Here is a 15,992-nt window from a genome sequence, read left to right as displayed (position 1 = left end):
GGCCTTCAACGGGTGATGGGCCGGCTAGATATCCAGGCAGATTTTGCCGAAATGCTGGCTGGTTTCTTGATACTTGAACGCTTCGACAATCTCGCTCAACGGGAAATGACGATCAATAATCGGGCGCATGCCATTGGTATTGATGGCACGGATCATCTCTTGCTGCTGGCTGCGACTGCCCACCAGCACGCCTTGCAGGCGTATTTGCTTGATCAGTGCCGGTACAAAGTTCATTGCACCGCTTACGCCACTCAATATCCCGATAATCGAGATGTGACCAGCAACCCGGATTGCAATCATCGATTGCTCAAGCGTTGCCGGACCGCCGACTTCGATAATGTGATCGACACCACGACCACCCGTAAGAGCGCGTGCCGTTTCGCCCCAGTTAAGGTTTTTGCGATAATTGATCACATGATCAGCGCCCAGAGCTTTCAAACGTTCAAGTTTTTCATCGCTTGAAGAGGTAGCGATGACGGTAGCACCGGCCATTTTGGCGAACTGTAGGGCAAAAATAGAAACGCCGCCAGTGCCTTGGACAAGCACCGTGTCGCCCGGCTTGAGCGAGTCATCGGCCATCAAAGCGCGCCATGCGGTCAGTCCGGCGGTGGTTAGCGTTGACGCTTCAGCGTGGCTGTAGCCCGCAGGGGCAAGGGTGAACGAGGTGGCTTTGGCCGTCACTTGTTCACGGGCGTAGCCGTCAATGCCATCACCTGGCACGCCGGCAAAGCCTTCAACCAGCGGAGTGCCGTCGATCCACTCGGGAAAGAATGTGCTTACGACCGAGTCACCAACTTTGAATTCAGTGACATCCGGGCCGACGGCGATGACTTCACCTGCGCCATCGGCCATGGGAATGCGTTTTTCGCTAGGGCCCCACATGCCGCTGACCACCGCGAAGTCGTGGTAGTTGAGCGAGTTGGCGTGAAGGCGCACGGTGATTTCATCACGTTCTGTGGTGCTGGCTTCGCGGCTGCCAACAACGACTTTTTCATAGCCGCCGCCAGGTTGTACGAAGATAGTCTTGATGCTCATAGGGCTCCTTTATATTTTTAAATTACGCAAAATAACGAAATGAATGATTAAAAATTACAACTCGATGATCAGCTTTGCTACAAAGCCAGTAATCACCTGCTCATTGCGCCGGTAGTAGGTCCACTTGCCAACGCGAGTGCTTTGCACGAAGCCTGCACGTTGCAGGATGGCCAAGTGCGCAGAAGCGGTAGAAGGTGAAAGCCCGGCCTTGTGCTGCAAGTGGGTCACGCATACCCCAATAGCAGGATCGCCATGATCCTGAGGTGGGAAATTATTGAGCGGGTCTTTGAGCCACTCCATCATTTGCATGCGAGTGTCATTACCCAGAGCTTTGATCTGTTCGAGTATCATAGTGGGTAATATTACGCTTTTTTACGAAATGATCAACACGTAATTTATGAGGCGTGAGGCGCTGGGGTCAGGTCTTACGTTTCGCGCCTGCCTTGCCATTTCGTTGTAATCGTCACACCCGGTCAATGATCTGGCACAACGCGTCCAACCCGTCCGTCAGAGCAGCTGGCCCGGGTTGAAGAATCAGAGGTGACTTAATTTCGTAGAGGTGGTTGTTTGCCACGGCAGGGATAGCTTCCCAGCCGGATCGCCCAGCCACTTGATCCGGGCGAAACTTACGCCCGCACCAGGAACCGATGATGATATCCGGCTTGCGGTTCACGACCTCTTCGGGATTCTCGATGATGCGTTCTTTCGCACCAGGTTCGGCTGCTTTTTCAGGAAAGATATCTTCGCCACCCGCGATGCTAATCAGCTCCGATACCCAGCCTATGCCGGTGATCATGGGGTCGCCCCATTCTTCGAAGTAGACACGCGGGCGATGTGTTCTCATCCTTTCGAGCCGGATTTGTTCAACCCTGGCGGCCAGCTCGTGGGCGTAGGCGTCTGTCTTGGCGGAGAGGCCCAGCATGCCGCCGAGGGTTCGGATCATGGACAAAATTCCAGCCACGGTACGTTGATTAAAGACGTGTACGGCCACGCCATTTCGCACCAGTTCGGCAGCAATGTCCGCCTGCATGTCCGAGAAGCCTAGGACCAGATCCGGCTTCAGCTCGAGGATTCGCCCGATCTTGGCGGAGGTGAAGGCGGAAACCTTGGGCTTTTCCTTCCTGGCCCTTTCGGGCCTGACTGTGAATCCAGAGATGCCAACGATCCGATCCTCCGCGCCGATGGCGTAGAGTGTTTCCGTGGTTTCCTCAGTGAGGCAGATAATGCGTTGGGGATAATTCATGGCTTCATATTCCTTTTTACACCGGATTCCCTGGCAGGGCGGAAAATCGTGAGGTGGGCCAGGGTCTTTTCAAGGGCGTAGATACGTATAACATTCAAAGAAATTGAGAGGCTGGAGGAATAATGTCAAGAAATATTGTTTTGATTGGCGGCACAACTGGGATTGGTAAGGCCTTGAAAGAGAGCTTGGAAAAAACCGATGTACATCTTTACATCGCGTCAAGGAGTGCGACGTCGCGGCTCGAAAGCGGCGGTAATATTACGGTCGCTGATATTGATGCGACAGACGATTCTGCAAATTGGTCATTTTTGCCGGAGGAGATACACGGAGTGGTGTATTTGGGTGGAAGCATTAATCTGAAGCCTTTCCAGCGACTGAGCAACAAAGATTTCATAGAAGACTTTAATGTAAACGTCATTGGCGCCGTCAATACCATTCAGGCGTCGCTTCCGGGAATGAAAAAAGCTGGAAGTGCCGCTATTGTTCTTTTTAGTACTGTCGCGGTACAAAGAGGACTAACCTTCCATGCTTCGGTGGCTGCAGCCAAAGGTGGGATAGAGGGTCTGATAAGGGCACTGAGTGCTGAGCTTGCACCAACAATTCGCGTAAATGGAATTGCACTCTCATTGACCGATACGCCAATGGCGGATCGCTTGCTCGGCAGTGACTCAAAAAAAGAAGCCGGAAACAAACGCCACCCCCTCAAAAGGTATGGAAAGCCCGAAGACATCTCTGAGGCAGCCTCATTTTTGCTTAGTGAAAAGGCATCCTGGATTACCGGGCAAATATTGGGTGTCGATGGCGGAATGTCGACCATTCAAAACCTATGATTCATTTCTTATGAAAAGGAGCCGGGAAAGGAAGCGGGCTTTCTGGGCTTCAGCTGCCACTTGGTGCAGGGGAGTGGGCAATCTTCTCAAGGGCAGCCCGAATGGCAACTGGAATGGGTGTTGAGGTATTGTCGTTGCGGTTCACAAATACGTGTACCAATTGCCCAATGGCAGCGGCGTCAGGTTCCCCTTCACAGAAAATGGCCACCTCATAGGTCACTGACTTGCTGCCCAGCTTGCTCACACGAAGTCCCACTTCAATCGCATCAGGGTAGGCGATGGGTTTTTTGAACTGACAGTTTGAACTGACGATAAAGCCAACCACCGGCGCGTTGTGAATATCGAGCCCGCCCTCTTCAATGAGGTAACGGTTGATGGCGGAATCAAAGTAGGAATAGTAGGTTACATTGTTCACATGACCGTAGATGTCGTTGTCCATCCATCGAGTGGTGATCGGATAAAAAACCGAAAAATTTGTGCGGTTCAAGGCATCACTCCCTGTGTTAATCATCGAACAGAATTACTTGCCGAATGGCCTTGCCAGCGGCCAGTGCTTCGAAGCCTTCGTTGATCTGCTCCAGCCGGAGCGTAGAGCTTAGCAGTTTGTCCACCGGGAGTTTTCCTTGGCGGAACAGGCTGACGTAGCGAGCAACGTCCCGGACTGGCACGCAGCTGCCCACGTAACTGCCTTTCAGAGTGCGCTCCTCTGCCACTAAGCTAACCTGCTGGATGGCGACTTTTTTGTCCGGATGAGCTAGGCCACCGGTAACTGTGGTTCCACCCCGGCGTGTGACCTGATAGGCAAATTCCAGGGCTTTTTCCGAGCCAGCCATTTCGATGGCACAGTCGACGCCGCCATTAGTGAGTGCTTTGATAGTATCCACGCAGCCGTCTTCGGCTGAGTTGAATGTGTGGCTGGCACCGAGTTCTTTTGCCAGAGCGAGTTTGCTGTTGTCCAGATCGATGGCGATGACTTCGCCAGCACCAGCCACCAGAGCGCCAAGGACACTGTTCAACCCTACGCCACCCAGTCCGATCACGGCCACTGTTTGTCCGGCTTTGATGTCGGCAGAGTTGATGACTGCGCCGACACCGGTCAGTACCGCACAACCGAACAGGGCGGCATGGTGAAAGGGCAACGACGCATCGACTTTTATCAGCGAAGTTCTTGATACCACCACATGGTCGGCAAAGGCAGAAACGCCGAGATGATGGTTAATGGATGTGCCGTCTGCTCGGTGCATGCGATGAGAACCGCTGATCAAGGTGCCGGCGTTATTGGCTTTGGCTGCCGGCTCACATAACGCTGGCCGGCCTTCGGCGCAGGGCGCGCAATGGCCGCAACTTGGCACGAATACGGTAATTACATGATCCCCTAGCTTCAGATCATGGACACCGTTACCTAAAGCTTTCACCACTCCCGCCGCTTCGTGGCCCAGTGCCATAGGTACCGGGCGGGGCCTGTTTCCGTCAATCACAGAGAGGTCCGAATGGCAAAGGCCTGCAGCTTTGATCTGCACCAGTACCTCGTGATCGCCGGGTGGGTCGAGAACCAGTTCTTCAATAATCAGAGGCTGGGTGTCGCTATAAGGACGCTGAGCGCCGATAGCTTGGAGGACGGCTGCGCGGATTTTCATTGAGCTTCTCCCTTTGTTTGATGTGCGTTCGAAATAGACGCACGTTACTAAAAACCTGATGGGTTAGGACGATAGGATTCGAACCTATGTCTTTTGCCTCTGAGCAAGAGGGCGTTGATGGCTCGCTTGTCCGGTCAGCGTTCGTTCGAAGAGTTCCAGGAATTCGTCAGCTACTTCGTCGGCTGTTTTGCGACTGTCGTCGCGATACCAGAGTGGCATCCAGTTGAGAGCACCCAGTGTGTAAAGTGTAGCAAGTTTAGCGTCGTACGCGCCGATGGTGCCATCGGCGATTCCTTCCTGAATAATTTCCACCGTTGCTTTTGAAATTTTTGCGCGCCGCTCGATCACGAGATCCTTTTCGGGGTTTTTCAGCGAGCCGACGTCCACCAGCACCGGAAAGGTGCCAAATTCGCCGAAAATACCCTGCATATACCGTCGGCAGTAAATCAAAAATTTTTCAAGACCGGTAGAACCGGTCGCGTGCGCGAGCCGCAATGCTTCTTCGCCGTGGTTCATGGCGTGCATGTGGAGCTCGAAAAGGATCTGTTGTTTGTTCTTGAAATACCGGTAGAGAGTGGGTTTGGTGATCTGCAGCGCCTCCGCCACGTTTTCCATTGACGTGTTCGCGTAACCCCCCCCGGTTAAACGCAGACGCCGCGACGCTCAGAACGGTATCACGCTTGCTCTCCCACACGAGCTCCCGGTCGAAGGGAGATCGGCCCACTTTCTTTTGAGCGAGTTGTCGCTCTGTTTTCTGTTTTATATTCATGTCTACAGTCCTCTGGGCCACTCTGCTTAATCGTGAAATGTCTGTGTGAGCTTTCCTCGCCATTCGATACTCTCCAGTGATAAGTTCGTACTAACACGTATAACAACTTACTGAAGAGTGTTAAACGATGAGCCTTGCCGTAACATAACTTAAGGTTGCGAGGCGGCTTCCCAACCATCTGGCGGTAACCGAGGCCGACTACAACCTTAGCCCAAGGAAATTTGCTCAAATCGAGGAAGTCTGAATTGTTCTAGAACCATAAAGCCCGCCCGTTTTCACTGGTGGGGCGTGTCGTTTCAAACGGATGCAGGTAACGGCATCGATCCTTGATAATATGAATTCCTCTTCTCATCCTGATAACAATCAAGTACTGCAAAATGAATGCTCCTTTTAAGCTGCGGCCTTACCAGCAGGAAGCTGTTGACGCCACGTTGAAACATTTTCGCAAATCGGATGATTCCGCCGTTATTGTGCTGCCGACCGGTGCGGGTAAAAGCTTGGTGATTGCCGAGTTGGCCCGCCTTGCCCGGCGTAAAATTCTGGTGTTGACCCACGTAAAAGAGTTAGTTGAGCAGAATCACGCCAAATACCAAAGTTATGGGTTAACGGGTGGCGTCTTCTCCGCCGGGTTAAAACGTAAGGAAAACTTGCATCAGGTGACCTTCGCCAGTGTGCAGTCTGTATCGGCGAATCTGGATCAGTTCAGAGACGAATACTCATTGATTATCATCGATGAGTGCCATCGGGTCAGTGACGATGACAGCAGCCAGTATCAAACAATCATTGGGCTGTTACGGCATCAAAATGACTCCCTTAAAGTGCTCGGGTTAACTGCCACACCCTATCGCCTGGGCATGGGCTGGATCTATCGTTATCACTACCGGGGCTTTGTCCGTAGCGGTAGTGATGAGCAGGACAAGCCCTTTGAGCATTGCATTTATGAGCTGTCGCTGAGCTATATGATTCATCGGGGGTATCTCACCAGGCCTGAGTGGGTTAATGCGGCAGTGGCGCAATACGACTTCTCTGCGCTGTTTCAGAACCGTTTTGGCGAATACGCCGAAAAAGACGTTAACCAGCTGCTTGGCAAGCATCGGCGCGTAACCCGTGCCATTATTGAACAGGTGATGGAGCTGGCCGTTAAGCGGCAGGCGGTGATGCTTTTTGCTGCAACGGTGGATCATGCGCGGGAAATCACCGGCTATCTACCGGAACAACAAACAGCCTTGATTACCGGCGCTACCGATCTGAATGAACGTGATTTTCTGATTCAGCGCTTTAAACAGCGGCAGTTAAAGTATCTGGTGAATGTATCCGTACTCACCACGGGCTTTGATGCGCCCCATGTGGACTTCATCGCCATTCTTCGTCCTACCCAGTCGGTCAGCCTGTATCAGCAGATTGTGGGTCGTGGTCTTCGTCTGGACGAAGGTAAACAGGACTGTCTGGTGATTGATTATGCGGGTAACAGTGTCAATCTGTATCACCCGGAAGTGGGGGAGAAGAAACCGAACCCGGACTGTGAGCCGGTGCAGGTATTCTGCCCGGGCTGCGGTTTTGCCAATATCTTCTGGGGTAAAACAGACAGTGAGGGCCATGTTATCGAGCACTTCGGTCGCCGTTGTCAGGGGCTGCTAGGGCCTGCTGAAGCGGATGAACCTGCAGCGCAGAACAGACGCCCTGAACAGTGCGATTACCGTTTTCGTTTCAAGGAGTGCCCACACTGCGGTGCTGAAAATGATATCGCGGCCCGTAACTGCCAGCAGTGTAAAAAAGCCATTATTGACCCGGATGATCAGCTAAGAGACGCGCTGAAACTCAAAGATGCCATGGTGATCCGTTGCGCCGGGGTTACATTAAGCGCCCATAATGGCAAAACCGACAGCAAAAACGAGAGCAAACTGAGAATCACTTATCACGGTGAAGATGGGGAAGAACTCAGCGAGTCTTTTGATTTCAGCAAACCGGCACAGCGCAAGGTCTTTAACAAACTGTTTGGCCGGCGTTTAGCGAATAGCCAGGCCCCGCAAGAGTTCAGCAGGATTGAACAGGTGCTTGAGATACAAGCCTTGCTGCCTGCGCCGGATTTTGTCATTGCCCGCAAACAAAAGCACTACTGGCAGGTGCAGGAACGGATCTTTGATTATCAGGGTAACTATCGTAAGGCGTATTAAGCGTAAAGCCTGTTAAGCGTAAAGCCTGACTAAGTTCAGATCAGAGGGCGCTGGCCGCTTGATACCCGATTATAACTCCCGGCGATCCTGCCAAGGCTTCTCGGGAGAACTCGTATTCCGAGCTACCGCAATACGCTGGTTGGCCCGGCCGAGAATCTTTTTCTGCAGTTTCGTTTCCCAGTCCAGTGCCACCTTGTCGGTTGCGTTCCAACTGCGGTTAAACAACAGTTTGCTGGCTGCAACAGCATCCGGAGATCGCTCCGCCAGTTCTCGTGCAAAGGTAAGAGCGTCAGCCATCGGGTCATCGCTGATTCGGGTAACCAGCCCCATCGCCTTTGCTTCGGTGCCATTGAAGCGACGCGCGGTCATGGTCAGCTCTTTGGCAAGATCGATAGGAATCAGTTCGCGCAGGGTCACCGCTAGGCTCATGTCTGGAATGAGTCCCCACTTACTCTCCATAACCGAGAACTCGCAGTCGGCGCTAGAGAATCGGAAATCAGCCCCCAATGCAATCTGCAAACCGCCGCCAAAGCAGTAACCGTGGGTAACGGCAATCACCGGTGCCGGCACGTCACGCCAGAGGTATCCAATATCCTGGGCGAGATTGCTGATCTTGCGCCCTGGCTTGAAAAGTAGCTTGAGGAAGTTTATCGGGTTTCGGGAAACGGTTTTTATGTCCAGGCCGGAGCAGAAAGCCTCGCCGGCGCCACACAGAATAATAACGCGCACGCTGCGGTCTTTTTTCAGCGTTTTGGCGGCTTTAGCAACGGCATCGAACATGGGCATGTCCAGACCGTTGTATTTGTCGGGTCTGTTCAAGGTAACCGTGGCAATCCCGTCCTCGATATCAATCAGTACCCGTTCCTGTTTTTGCGGCTGTGCTTTTGGTTGCTCTACTTTTGGCTGCTCTATTTCTGGAGAGAGGCGTGCGCTCATATTGTTGGTTCCATTTATCAGTAGCGTCATGCATAAGTTGAAGCCACTATATCAGTCTGATGCGACGCTTGAGCAAGTCAAAGCGGAGCGGGCTATGGGGGGGTTGCCTGCCCTCTTATGCGCTAAGATATATCAGCGATAAGTCCTTCTCCAGCCGGTAAGCGTCGAAATCCCGAGCCATAAACAGCGGCCCCCGATAGTGTCGCATGGCTTCGGCTGCCAATTGGTTGATGTTGGGTTTGACATCCGGCGCGGACTGGTAGCGCGAGCTGAAGTGGGTAAGTACCAGATTAGGCAACTGGGCCTGTTGAGCAAACCGGGCGACCTGTTCTGCGGAGCTGTGCTGGGGCCAGGGCCCAACCCGATCGGCCACGTCCTGAGTGTAGGTGGCTTCGTGAATCAGCACATGGCTGCCTTCGCAGGCGCCGGTCAACAGGGTAGGGTCGTCATTGTCGCCGGCGACGATCAGGCGGCGGGCAACGCGGGGAGTTTGTGTGTAATCGTCACTCCTTAGCAGGCGTCCATCCTCCTGCGTCACGTCATTGCCTTTCTGCAACTCCCCCCAGCTGGGCCCGGGTTCGACGCCGTCTTCGTTCAGCTTGTCCTGCAACAGTTGTCGCTCAATGTTTCGCTCAGTGAACACGTAGGCACGGCAAGGCACTCGATGGGACAACGCCACGTTCGTCACCCCGAAGTCTTGATCCTTCCAGCAGAAGTCCGGTGCTTCAGAATCTATGAAGTTCAGGGTATAGCCGAGACTGGAGTCGCTGTTTTCAAGCGTTGCGTTGATGAATCGTTGAGTTTGGACGGGGGCGACGATGTCCAAAGATTCTGTGCGGCCCAGCATTGATGCACTGGTGAGCAGCCCTGGCAGGCCGAAGGTGTGGTCACCGTGGATATGAGTGATGAATATTGCCCGCAATTGCATCACCGAGTAGTGAGCGCGTAGCAGCTGGTGCTGAGTGCCTTCGCCACAGTCCACCAGATACCAGGGTTTGTGGCCAGAGTGCGACAGGGCCAGGGCGGTTACGTTGCGTGAACGTGTCGGTGTTCCGGCAGACGTGCCCAGGAAGGTGAATTCCATTGTTCTTGGTTGTCGCTCAGTTTTGGGTCAGCGCGAAACTGAGTAGCCAGCGGTTGCCGCGCTCAATCTTCGAAACCCGGTGTTGGTAAAGGTCTGGTCGGAACAGTATGACTCTCCCAAACAGATTGAATACGTTTTTTTCGCAGGTGAACTCACCGCCGGTTTTGGGCTTAACCAGTACGCAATTGAGCTTGTACAGCCGGCCTTCGGATACCATGTCCACGTGGGGAACCACCTTGTGGCCCTCCGGGTAACGCACCAGGTAAATGCTCAGGCGTTTGGAGTAGAAGAGAATCCGGGTTTTTACGTTTAATGCCATCGTGAGCGTATTCGCTTGAAAGTGAGTTGCCTTTCAATTGTGCGCGCGGAGCGCGAGAATTTAAAGAGGCCTGCTTCCGGTATTAAACTCTACAGGGAGAAGTTCATTGAGTTAGAAATAGTTACTACTCCAGAACCTTCGGCCAATTCACATCCGCCTGATGAATAGACCCGTCAAGATTTTCTAGCCACTGGTCTTGCACGAACTGGTTGTAGTTCAGGTACAGGCGGCCTTCTGGTATGGACCAGTGTTTCGGGTCCCCTTTTGGTGACGGCGAGAGTTACTGAGACGACGTTGAGGGGGGAGTTGCTGCGTAAAATTTTGCTATAAAGATGCCTCCGCGATCGGATTTGGCGTCATCATTCGAAAACGTTAACTCGGTGTCCAATGGGTCCAAACCTTTATGGTCATGATGCAGAAGCTCCGGTAACTACAGTAACTACAGTAACTACAGTAACTACAGTAACTACAGTAACTCAAGTAACTAAAGTAACTACAGTAAACCCGTTTTGATCATGTCGAACATGTCCAGAATCCGCGCCACAAATAAGTCTTTCGGGCGAAAGCTGCTTTGAGTGCTGATTGTAACGTCTCGCTGCAGGTGATCCAGTAGCTTGTTCAGTCTCCGACGATGCAAACCGACTGCCGCCTGAGCTGGATCGAATATAACGCCGGAAAAAGCTGCAAACGCCGCCAACGAGCCCATGACAGCAACCATAACACTGGCCATTGTCGCTAGTGAGGGCTCTGGTGGAAACCAGCTGTAGTACCAACTGCCGAGGGTTTCACCAAGGATAAAGTCATGGGCGGCGAGGGTCGTTGCGAGCATGGTTGCGAGCACCACCCCGAGCCCAATGCCGCCTGGGGTAAACTTCTGGAACGCGAACGCGCCCAACACCGTGCATAAAATACTGTTGGTGATATCGGCAGACGCCGTCCGGGTCATCCGGTACTGACTGAGAGCGTCCGCGACCAGCGGTTCAATCAGGGTGCTAAACCGCTGGTGATCGACTGGCTTGCAGGTATGGCGCTCGTAGACCTGCTCCAGTGCCGCAATAAGATATCCCTCCAGAATTGAGCTCTGCTGACCATTGTTCAAAAGGTCCACCAAAATCAGGTGCGAGATGTGCTGTTGTACCCGGGTGGTCAAACCGGCGGGTACATGATTTGCCAAACTGTGCAGCCACATCAGGCCTGTTCGTTTGGGAACCAGAATTTTTAACAGGCATACCAAGGCGTACACGGGCGCCCACAGTAGGTTGATGGGTGCCCGTAACATGTCCCATCCCAGCGCCATTTGGTTGGTCGCTATGGCACCGGGATAATGAAAATGCCGGTCAATAAACGTCGGTATCCGCGCCCGGCAGTCGTCAAAGTAGCGCTTGATGCCTGAGCGGATTGCCTGCTCTATTTCAACTTCGGAGACGTTTTGCTCGGGTGATGTGGCAACGGGCATAGTAACAGCGACTCTGCGTGAGCTTTCGTAACGATCCGCATCGGCGAGATCTGGGAGGCTTCGGATACGAGAGAGTGCGCCTTTTCTGTTTCGAAATGATTTACGAAAATTAATAATTACAGGCCCAAAAACTCCGCTGATAAGTACTGTGACTTATTGTTGAGTAAACTAACTAAATTTAAAATGTCGTATACAAATTAACCAACCTTTTCCGAAGAGAAAGACAATGGCTTACACACCCTTCACCGCCGTCAACAACAGCCGTGATTTCCGTAACCAGTACCTGCGCAAACGTTTTAGTATTTGGGTGCAAAAGCTTAAAGCGCGTCATCAAAAACGTCAGGAACTCGCCGAGCCACTTACCTTATGTGTGCCTGCGTTAGTCCCGTCTGTTAATCAAAAAGAAACAATGGATCAAGTTCGGTCTGAGCAAGATTTCGGAGTAAACAACTATGACTATGAGACCGTTCGTTCAAGAAATGCTGCTTGACAATCATAGTCCTCTGCTGTGATGAACGTGGCTAAGCTGATAAAGGCAGTTCATCATCGTTAATCGAATAGGCTCATACGCTTCATAACGTTATCGCGCTTGATTTTCCAATGGAACATCGCACCCGTCACATGCAGCGCCACTAACGCTAAAATAATCCAGCTAAGCCACTCATGTAGAAGAAAGAGCTGTTCAGAGAGCTGTTCATCCTTGCCAATAAATCCGGGCAACTGCCAGAGGAAAAATTCAACCGGGTAGCCGCCGGCGGCTGTGCCTGCCCAGCCGAGTAACGGCATGGCGATCAGCGCTAAATAGAGCAAACGTTGGACGCTTTTACTGAGCACTCTCTCGAAGGTATCCAAGGGCGGTACATGGTCTGGTACTGCAAAAGCCAGGCGGGTGATAACACGCAGTATCATCAACATTAATATCAACACACCCAGCGTTTTATGGCCGCCGTAGAGCACGTTCGTTAGTGTGTTTCCTAGCAGATCGACGGCGCCGTCAAAATCCAGAAATCCTATCGTTAAGCCGCTGGCTAACGAGAGTAACACCACACCAGACACTGACCAGTGAAGTAGCCGGTGTGGGTAGGCATAGCGATCCAGTGCTTGCATGCGGCGCTCCTAGTAGCTATTCGTAACACTTTAGTTTAGTCACTGAAACCGGGACAGAGTTATTTTCATATTTTTCGATTTCTGGCCGGTGTGCTCGAAAAGCAGGAGTGCTGCAATGAAAACGCTCAGCCAAGAGCTTGTGGTTTGCCTGCCCGGCATCGGGTTTTGTCCACCCCGCCTACTGCCTGATGGGCAAGCACTACTATTTTGTGATTGAAACTTGTTTTTTAAGGGGCACCCTAGAAGACTGAAAAGGGGCTTGGCTTTCAATTGCGTGTTTTTCAGAAAAGGAAGCAGAGTGATAATAGTTGCCGCTAAATCTTTGATAGGAGCGTTTTTGGCATTGACGGTTTCGCCTGCCTGGTCTGAAATCCAGGCGGAGGGATCGCTTACCGTCTCAATTGCCGCACCGGCCTATTGGTGCCCGTACGCCTGTGGTGCGCATGGATTACGCTCGGGGTTCACAGTTGATATCGCCCGTGCCGCGCTGGAGTCTGAGGGGCACAAAGTCGTTTATAAAAACCTGCCCTACGACCGGGCACTGGTTGAGGCAAAAAGCGGTCGTATTGACGCCATAATGCCGACGTTCAAGGGCGAGGCCCCCAGCTTTGTGTTTCCCTCATATGCAGTGTCGCTGACTGAATATTGTTTTTACGTTCCGGAGGACGAACCCCGCCGCTATAGCGGCCTGGATTCAATCGAGAACATGCGATTTGTGGCCACTTCAGGCTACAGCTATGGCGAAGATATGGACGCTTATATTTCTAACAATCAGGGTGGGCGCGTAATTCTGATCGGGGGAGCCGACGTATCCAATCGCCTCCGAGAGATTGTAAGAAGGGGACGCGTTGATGCGCTTCTCGATGATCGGCTTCTGTTCGAATCCAGCCAGAACAGCGTTGGCTTGGTGAATGCCGGTTGTCTCGACGGACGCCATGCCGGTTACCTGGCCCTTTCCCCAGAAGACCCGGACCGGTCAAACGCCATCGCCGAGGCTTTCGATCGCGGCATTAGGACTATCCGGGAGGACGGACAGATTTGCGAGATTCTGAAAAAGTACAGGTTAGGCGTTGAAGTAGTGCTCGACCTGAGCAGAGAATATTGCCCATCAAATCTTTTCTGAGTGGTTTTCGGGTCGAATTTGGCCGGAGCAATGTTGCCGTTACACAACACTCGACCATTCGACTGATGTCGTCATCGAACGCGCAGAAAGGATTCGGAGTTCCTTGAGCAAGGTTTGAGGCGCCATCTTATTTCCTAATCAAATAGGCTCATACGCTTCATGACATTATCGCGCTTGATTTTCCAATGGAACATCGCACCCGTCACATGCAGCGCCACCAATGCTAAAATAATCCAGCTAAGCCACTCATGTAGCAAAAAAGAGCTGTTCAGAGAGCTGTTCATCCTTGCCAATAAACCCGGGCAATTGCCAGAGGAAAAATTCAACCGGGTAGCCGCCGGCGGCTGTTCCTGCCCAGCCGAGTAACGGCATGGCGATCAGCGCTAAATAGAGCAAATGTTGGACACTTTTACTGACCACTCTCTCGAAGGTATCCAAGGGCGGTACATGGTCTGGTACTGCAAAAGCCAGGCGGGTGATAACACGCAGTATCATCAGTAGTAATATCAACACGCCCAGCGTTTTGTGGCCGCCGTAAAGCACGTCTGTCAGTGTGTTGCCTAACAGAGCAACGGCTCCGTCAAAATCCAGAAAGCCTATCGTTAAGCCACTGGCTAAAGAGAGTAACACCACACCAGAGACTGACCAGTGGAGGAGCCTGTGCGGGTAGACGTATCGATCCAGTAATTGCATGCGAAGCTCCTGATAATCATTTATGTCAGCGCATAATAGTCATTAAAAAAGTCTTGCGCTGCTTAAAAAATCGCGAATAAATCGGAATTAATATTATCTTCTCAGCCGGTAGGCGCCCAAAGACTTTGTAGTTAGTCAGGCAGGGATGAGCTAACCCCATGCTCGACCGAGAAGCGCATTAAAATTGGCACAACTTACTGAATCATGGCGCTGTTTATACCCTGCGCTAAGAAGGTCGACTGCACCCTGCTCATAAACGCAATAATTGTGGCAAATGTGGCCTTTGCGCTGCAGTTTGCCCTGCTAGGCCGCAGTTGGGCTTTGATTTGTCGAAGCCTCTTTCATTGGCGAAACTCGGGTTGCTTTGGCGCACCCCTACCGTTTGACGTCACGATGAAGATGCCCGTGGGGAATGCATAGCTGATTTGACGTTGTATAATTTACTCAACCCGTGTCGACAACAAGGAATGACAAGGCATGCCTGAAATGACGAATGACCTCTTTAGAGCGGGCCGACACTCGCGCTATTTTAATCACACACGAAGCTACAGCTTGTTCTCTCGCGTCCGCATGATTGCCTGGATTTTGGCGGTGTTGCAGACAGCGTGGATTCTGGTGGACTGGCTGTTACTTCCAGAGGACGTCAGCAGTACCATCGCTTACGGACGAATCGTCGCCAGTGTGTCTTGTTTGGCGCTGGGGCTCTGGTTCAGTCATCCCTATCGGCTTGAGATTTCACTGATTCGTTTGTTGCTGCTGGTGTTGGTGCTGACGGTGTTCCAGTCCTGGAGCAACTGGGTGTTAATTGAACAGGGTCTAGGGTCAGAGATATTGGCCGGCTATGCCTTCTTTCCTTTCATGATCATTACTATGCTGGCCATCTTCGCTTTGACCATAGTAGAAGTGGTTGGTTTTGCGGTGTTTGTCATTCTGGTCGAGCTGGTTAACCAGCTATGGCGCGGCGAGTTTGGGTTGGTGAATGGGTTGAACGACCTTTGGCTGCTGGCAGTGTTGGGCTGCATTGCAGGCTGGGCTTCGGTGAATCAGCTCAGCATGCTGCTGGTGCTTTACCGTCAAGCGACCCGTGACCCGCTTACCGGGCTGGCCAATCGTCGCCAGGTAATGGCGCAGCTGGATGGCGATATCAAGGATGCTCACGAGCAGAACAAGCCGCTGTCGGTGTTGCTGTTTGACCTCGACAAGTTCAAAAGTTTCAACGACAACCACGGCCATGCTGCCGGGGATTTGGTGCTCAAACAGTTTGCCAAAATTCTCAAGGATGGCGCCAAACGCAAGATGGACCTCGCCGGGCGCTTTGGGGGTGAGGAGTTTCTGGTGATTCTACCGGGTACGGATCAGTCAGGGGCAGTTAAGGTAGCTAATGCCGTGCGCGACGGATGCCACAATCAAACACTCAAGGTACCAACGGGTGAGGAAGTCAGCTTTCGCACCAGTATCGGTATTGCCGTGCTGGGAGATAAGACAGAGGACCGTACCCGATTTCTGCAGCGAGCCGATGATGCGCTCTATGCTGCGAAGAATGATGGTCGGGACCGCTACGTGGTGGCCCCGCCAAGCTAATGCCC

The 15,992-nt window shown here is 52.4% G+C and carries 19 protein-coding genes; 6 read left to right on the top strand and 13 right to left on the bottom strand.

Going from position 1 to position 15,992, the window contains the following annotated elements; genetic code table 11:
• Window positions 1-24 precede the first annotated feature (24 nt).
• From MRBBS_RS14125 to MRBBS_RS14115, 3 genes are all read right to left on the bottom strand, one after another.
• A complete protein-coding gene (locus tag MRBBS_RS14125; protein ID WP_014872230.1) occupies window positions 25-1,035 on the bottom strand; it encodes a zinc-dependent alcohol dehydrogenase family protein in 1,011 nt (336 codons plus the stop codon).
• 54 nt (window positions 1,036-1,089) lie between these two features.
• Window positions 1,090-1,386 (bottom strand): ArsR/SmtB family transcription factor, encoded by a 297-nt coding sequence (locus MRBBS_RS14120; protein ID WP_014872229.1) that lies wholly within the window; start codon window positions 1,384-1,386, stop codon window positions 1,090-1,092.
• A 112-nt stretch (window positions 1,387-1,498) separates the two neighbouring features.
• Window positions 1,499-2,278, bottom strand: coding sequence for a cobalamin-binding protein (locus MRBBS_RS14115; RefSeq protein ID WP_014872228.1), 780 nt, complete (start codon window positions 2,276-2,278; stop codon window positions 1,499-1,501).
• Between the two features lie 122 nt (window positions 2,279-2,400).
• Between MRBBS_RS14115 and MRBBS_RS14110 the strand changes: the two genes are divergently transcribed.
• Window positions 2,401-3,108, top strand: a complete 708-nt coding sequence (locus MRBBS_RS14110; RefSeq protein WP_014872227.1) for an SDR family NAD(P)-dependent oxidoreductase — start codon at window positions 2,401-2,403, stop codon at window positions 3,106-3,108.
• Between the two features lie 49 nt (window positions 3,109-3,157).
• Here the strand turns inward: MRBBS_RS14110 and MRBBS_RS14105 are convergent, their stop codons facing one another.
• From MRBBS_RS14105 to MRBBS_RS14095, 3 genes are all read right to left on the bottom strand, one after another.
• Window positions 3,158-3,619 (bottom strand): acyl-CoA thioesterase, encoded by a 462-nt coding sequence (locus MRBBS_RS14105; RefSeq protein WP_041635306.1) that lies wholly within the window; start codon window positions 3,617-3,619, stop codon window positions 3,158-3,160.
• Window positions 3,612-4,745 (bottom strand): zinc-dependent alcohol dehydrogenase family protein, encoded by a 1,134-nt coding sequence (locus MRBBS_RS14100; protein WP_014872225.1) that lies wholly within the window; start codon window positions 4,743-4,745, stop codon window positions 3,612-3,614. The genes MRBBS_RS14105 and MRBBS_RS14100 overlap by 8 nt, the downstream gene beginning before the upstream one ends.
• 84 nt (window positions 4,746-4,829) lie before the next feature.
• Window positions 4,830-5,396, bottom strand: coding sequence for a TetR/AcrR family transcriptional regulator (locus MRBBS_RS14095; RefSeq protein ID WP_227497674.1), 567 nt, complete (start codon window positions 5,394-5,396; stop codon window positions 4,830-4,832).
• Between the two features lie 495 nt (window positions 5,397-5,891).
• Here MRBBS_RS14095 and MRBBS_RS14090 point away from each other — a divergent pair, with 495 nt between their 5' ends.
• Window positions 5,892-7,688: a DEAD/DEAH box helicase gene (locus MRBBS_RS14090; protein WP_014872223.1), complete on the top strand. Its 1,797-nt coding sequence runs from the start codon at window positions 5,892-5,894 to the stop codon at window positions 7,686-7,688.
• 69 nt (window positions 7,689-7,757) lie between these two features.
• Here the strand turns inward: MRBBS_RS14090 and MRBBS_RS14085 are convergent, their stop codons facing one another.
• The 4 genes from MRBBS_RS14085 to MRBBS_RS14070 form a co-directional block, all read right to left on the bottom strand.
• A complete protein-coding gene (locus MRBBS_RS14085) occupies window positions 7,758-8,624 on the bottom strand; it encodes a crotonase/enoyl-CoA hydratase family protein (RefSeq protein ID WP_014872222.1) in 867 nt (288 codons plus the stop codon).
• A gap of 115 nt (window positions 8,625-8,739) precedes the next feature.
• Window positions 8,740-9,708 carry a ribonuclease Z gene (locus tag MRBBS_RS14080; RefSeq protein ID WP_014872221.1) on the bottom strand — a complete coding sequence of 323 codons (969 nt, stop codon included), beginning with the start codon at window positions 9,706-9,708 and terminating at the stop codon, window positions 8,740-8,742.
• 16 nt (window positions 9,709-9,724) lie between these two features.
• Window positions 9,725-10,027 (bottom strand): 2OG-Fe(II) oxygenase, encoded by a 303-nt coding sequence (locus tag MRBBS_RS14075; RefSeq protein ID WP_014872220.1) that lies wholly within the window; start codon window positions 10,025-10,027, stop codon window positions 9,725-9,727.
• 493 nt (window positions 10,028-10,520) lie between these two features.
• Window positions 10,521-11,483, bottom strand: coding sequence for a DUF6635 family protein (locus tag MRBBS_RS14070; protein ID WP_014872219.1), 963 nt, complete (start codon window positions 11,481-11,483; stop codon window positions 10,521-10,523).
• 226 nt (window positions 11,484-11,709) lie between these two features.
• Here MRBBS_RS14070 and MRBBS_RS14065 point away from each other — a divergent pair, with 226 nt between their 5' ends.
• Window positions 11,710-11,973 carry a hypothetical protein gene (locus MRBBS_RS14065; RefSeq protein WP_014872218.1) on the top strand — a complete coding sequence of 88 codons (264 nt, stop codon included), beginning with the start codon at window positions 11,710-11,712 and terminating at the stop codon, window positions 11,971-11,973.
• 59 nt (window positions 11,974-12,032) lie between these two features.
• On the opposite strand, the gene MRBBS_RS14060 is transcribed toward MRBBS_RS14065, so the two are convergent.
• Entirely contained in the window at window positions 12,033-12,590 is a 558-nt protein-coding gene (locus MRBBS_RS14060; protein WP_014872217.1) for a cytochrome b, read from the bottom strand.
• Window positions 12,591-12,888: 298 nt separating this feature from the next.
• Between MRBBS_RS14060 and MRBBS_RS14055 the strand changes: the two genes are divergently transcribed.
• A complete protein-coding gene (locus MRBBS_RS14055; protein WP_014872214.1) occupies window positions 12,889-13,713 on the top strand; it encodes a substrate-binding periplasmic protein in 825 nt (274 codons plus the stop codon).
• A 134-nt stretch (window positions 13,714-13,847) separates the two neighbouring features.
• Here MRBBS_RS14055 and MRBBS_RS20280 read toward each other — a convergent pair whose 3' ends face one another.
• Window positions 13,848-13,997, bottom strand: a complete 150-nt coding sequence (locus tag MRBBS_RS20280; RefSeq protein ID WP_014872213.1) for a cytochrome b/b6 domain-containing protein — start codon at window positions 13,995-13,997, stop codon at window positions 13,848-13,850.
• Window positions 13,960-14,406, bottom strand: coding sequence for a cytochrome b (locus MRBBS_RS14050; RefSeq protein ID WP_014872212.1), 447 nt, complete (start codon window positions 14,404-14,406; stop codon window positions 13,960-13,962). Before MRBBS_RS14050 ends, MRBBS_RS20280 begins: the two co-directional genes overlap by 38 nt.
• Window positions 14,407-14,645: 239 nt before the next feature.
• Here MRBBS_RS14050 and MRBBS_RS20500 point away from each other — a divergent pair, with 239 nt between their 5' ends.
• Both MRBBS_RS20500 and MRBBS_RS14045 read left to right on the top strand, forming a co-directional pair.
• The gene (locus MRBBS_RS20500) at window positions 14,646-14,792 is read left to right on the top strand and encodes a hypothetical protein (RefSeq protein ID WP_144012773.1); all 147 of its coding nucleotides are present in this window, start codon (window positions 14,646-14,648) and stop codon (window positions 14,790-14,792) included.
• 184 nt (window positions 14,793-14,976) lie between these two features.
• Window positions 14,977-15,987 (top strand): GGDEF domain-containing protein, encoded by a 1,011-nt coding sequence (locus tag MRBBS_RS14045; RefSeq protein WP_014872211.1) that lies wholly within the window; start codon window positions 14,977-14,979, stop codon window positions 15,985-15,987.
• Window positions 15,988-15,992: the final 5 nt, after the last annotated feature.

Origin of the sequence: Marinobacter sp. BSs20148, assembly GCF_000283275.1 — a bacterium.
Lineage (GTDB): Bacteria > Pseudomonadota > Gammaproteobacteria > Pseudomonadales > Oleiphilaceae > Marinobacter > Marinobacter psychrophilus.
This window is presented reverse-complemented; position numbering and strand designations above follow the sequence as displayed.

Excerpts from the sequence above, each read along its gene's own strand:
- MRBBS_RS14125 (WP_014872230.1), bottom strand. The coding sequence starts at position 1,035 with ATGAGCATCAAGACTATCTTCGTACAACCTGGCGGCGGCTATGAAAAA.
- MRBBS_RS14120 (WP_014872229.1), bottom strand. The coding sequence starts at position 1,386 with ATGATACTCGAACAGATCAAAGCTCTGGGTAATGACACTCGCATGCAA.
- MRBBS_RS14115 (WP_014872228.1), bottom strand. The coding sequence starts at position 2,278 with ATGAATTATCCCCAACGCATTATCTGCCTCACTGAGGAAACCACGGAA.
- MRBBS_RS14110 (WP_014872227.1), top strand. The coding sequence starts at position 2,401 with ATGTCAAGAAATATTGTTTTGATTGGCGGCACAACTGGGATTGGTAAG.
- MRBBS_RS14105 (WP_041635306.1), bottom strand. The coding sequence starts at position 3,619 with ATGATTAACACAGGGAGTGATGCCTTGAACCGCACAAATTTTTCGGTT.
- MRBBS_RS14100 (WP_014872225.1), bottom strand. The coding sequence starts at position 4,745 with ATGAAAATCCGCGCAGCCGTCCTCCAAGCTATCGGCGCTCAGCGTCCT.
- MRBBS_RS14090 (WP_014872223.1), top strand. The coding sequence starts at position 5,892 with ATGAATGCTCCTTTTAAGCTGCGGCCTTACCAGCAGGAAGCTGTTGAC.
- MRBBS_RS14085 (WP_014872222.1), bottom strand. The coding sequence starts at position 8,624 with ATGAGCGCACGCCTCTCTCCAGAAATAGAGCAGCCAAAAGTAGAGCAA.
- MRBBS_RS14080 (WP_014872221.1), bottom strand. The coding sequence starts at position 9,708 with ATGGAATTCACCTTCCTGGGCACGTCTGCCGGAACACCGACACGTTCA.
- MRBBS_RS14075 (WP_014872220.1), bottom strand. The coding sequence starts at position 10,027 with ATGGCATTAAACGTAAAAACCCGGATTCTCTTCTACTCCAAACGCCTG.
- MRBBS_RS14070 (WP_014872219.1), bottom strand. The coding sequence starts at position 11,483 with ATGCCCGTTGCCACATCACCCGAGCAAAACGTCTCCGAAGTTGAAATA.
- MRBBS_RS14065 (WP_014872218.1), top strand. The coding sequence starts at position 11,710 with ATGGCTTACACACCCTTCACCGCCGTCAACAACAGCCGTGATTTCCGT.
- MRBBS_RS14060 (WP_014872217.1), bottom strand. The coding sequence starts at position 12,590 with ATGCAAGCACTGGATCGCTATGCCTACCCACACCGGCTACTTCACTGG.
- MRBBS_RS20280 (WP_014872213.1), bottom strand. The coding sequence starts at position 13,997 with ATGAACAGCTCTCTGAACAGCTCTTTTTTGCTACATGAGTGGCTTAGC.
- MRBBS_RS14050 (WP_014872212.1), bottom strand. The coding sequence starts at position 14,406 with ATGCAATTACTGGATCGATACGTCTACCCGCACAGGCTCCTCCACTGG.
- MRBBS_RS14045 (WP_014872211.1), top strand. The coding sequence starts at position 14,977 with ATGATTGCCTGGATTTTGGCGGTGTTGCAGACAGCGTGGATTCTGGTG.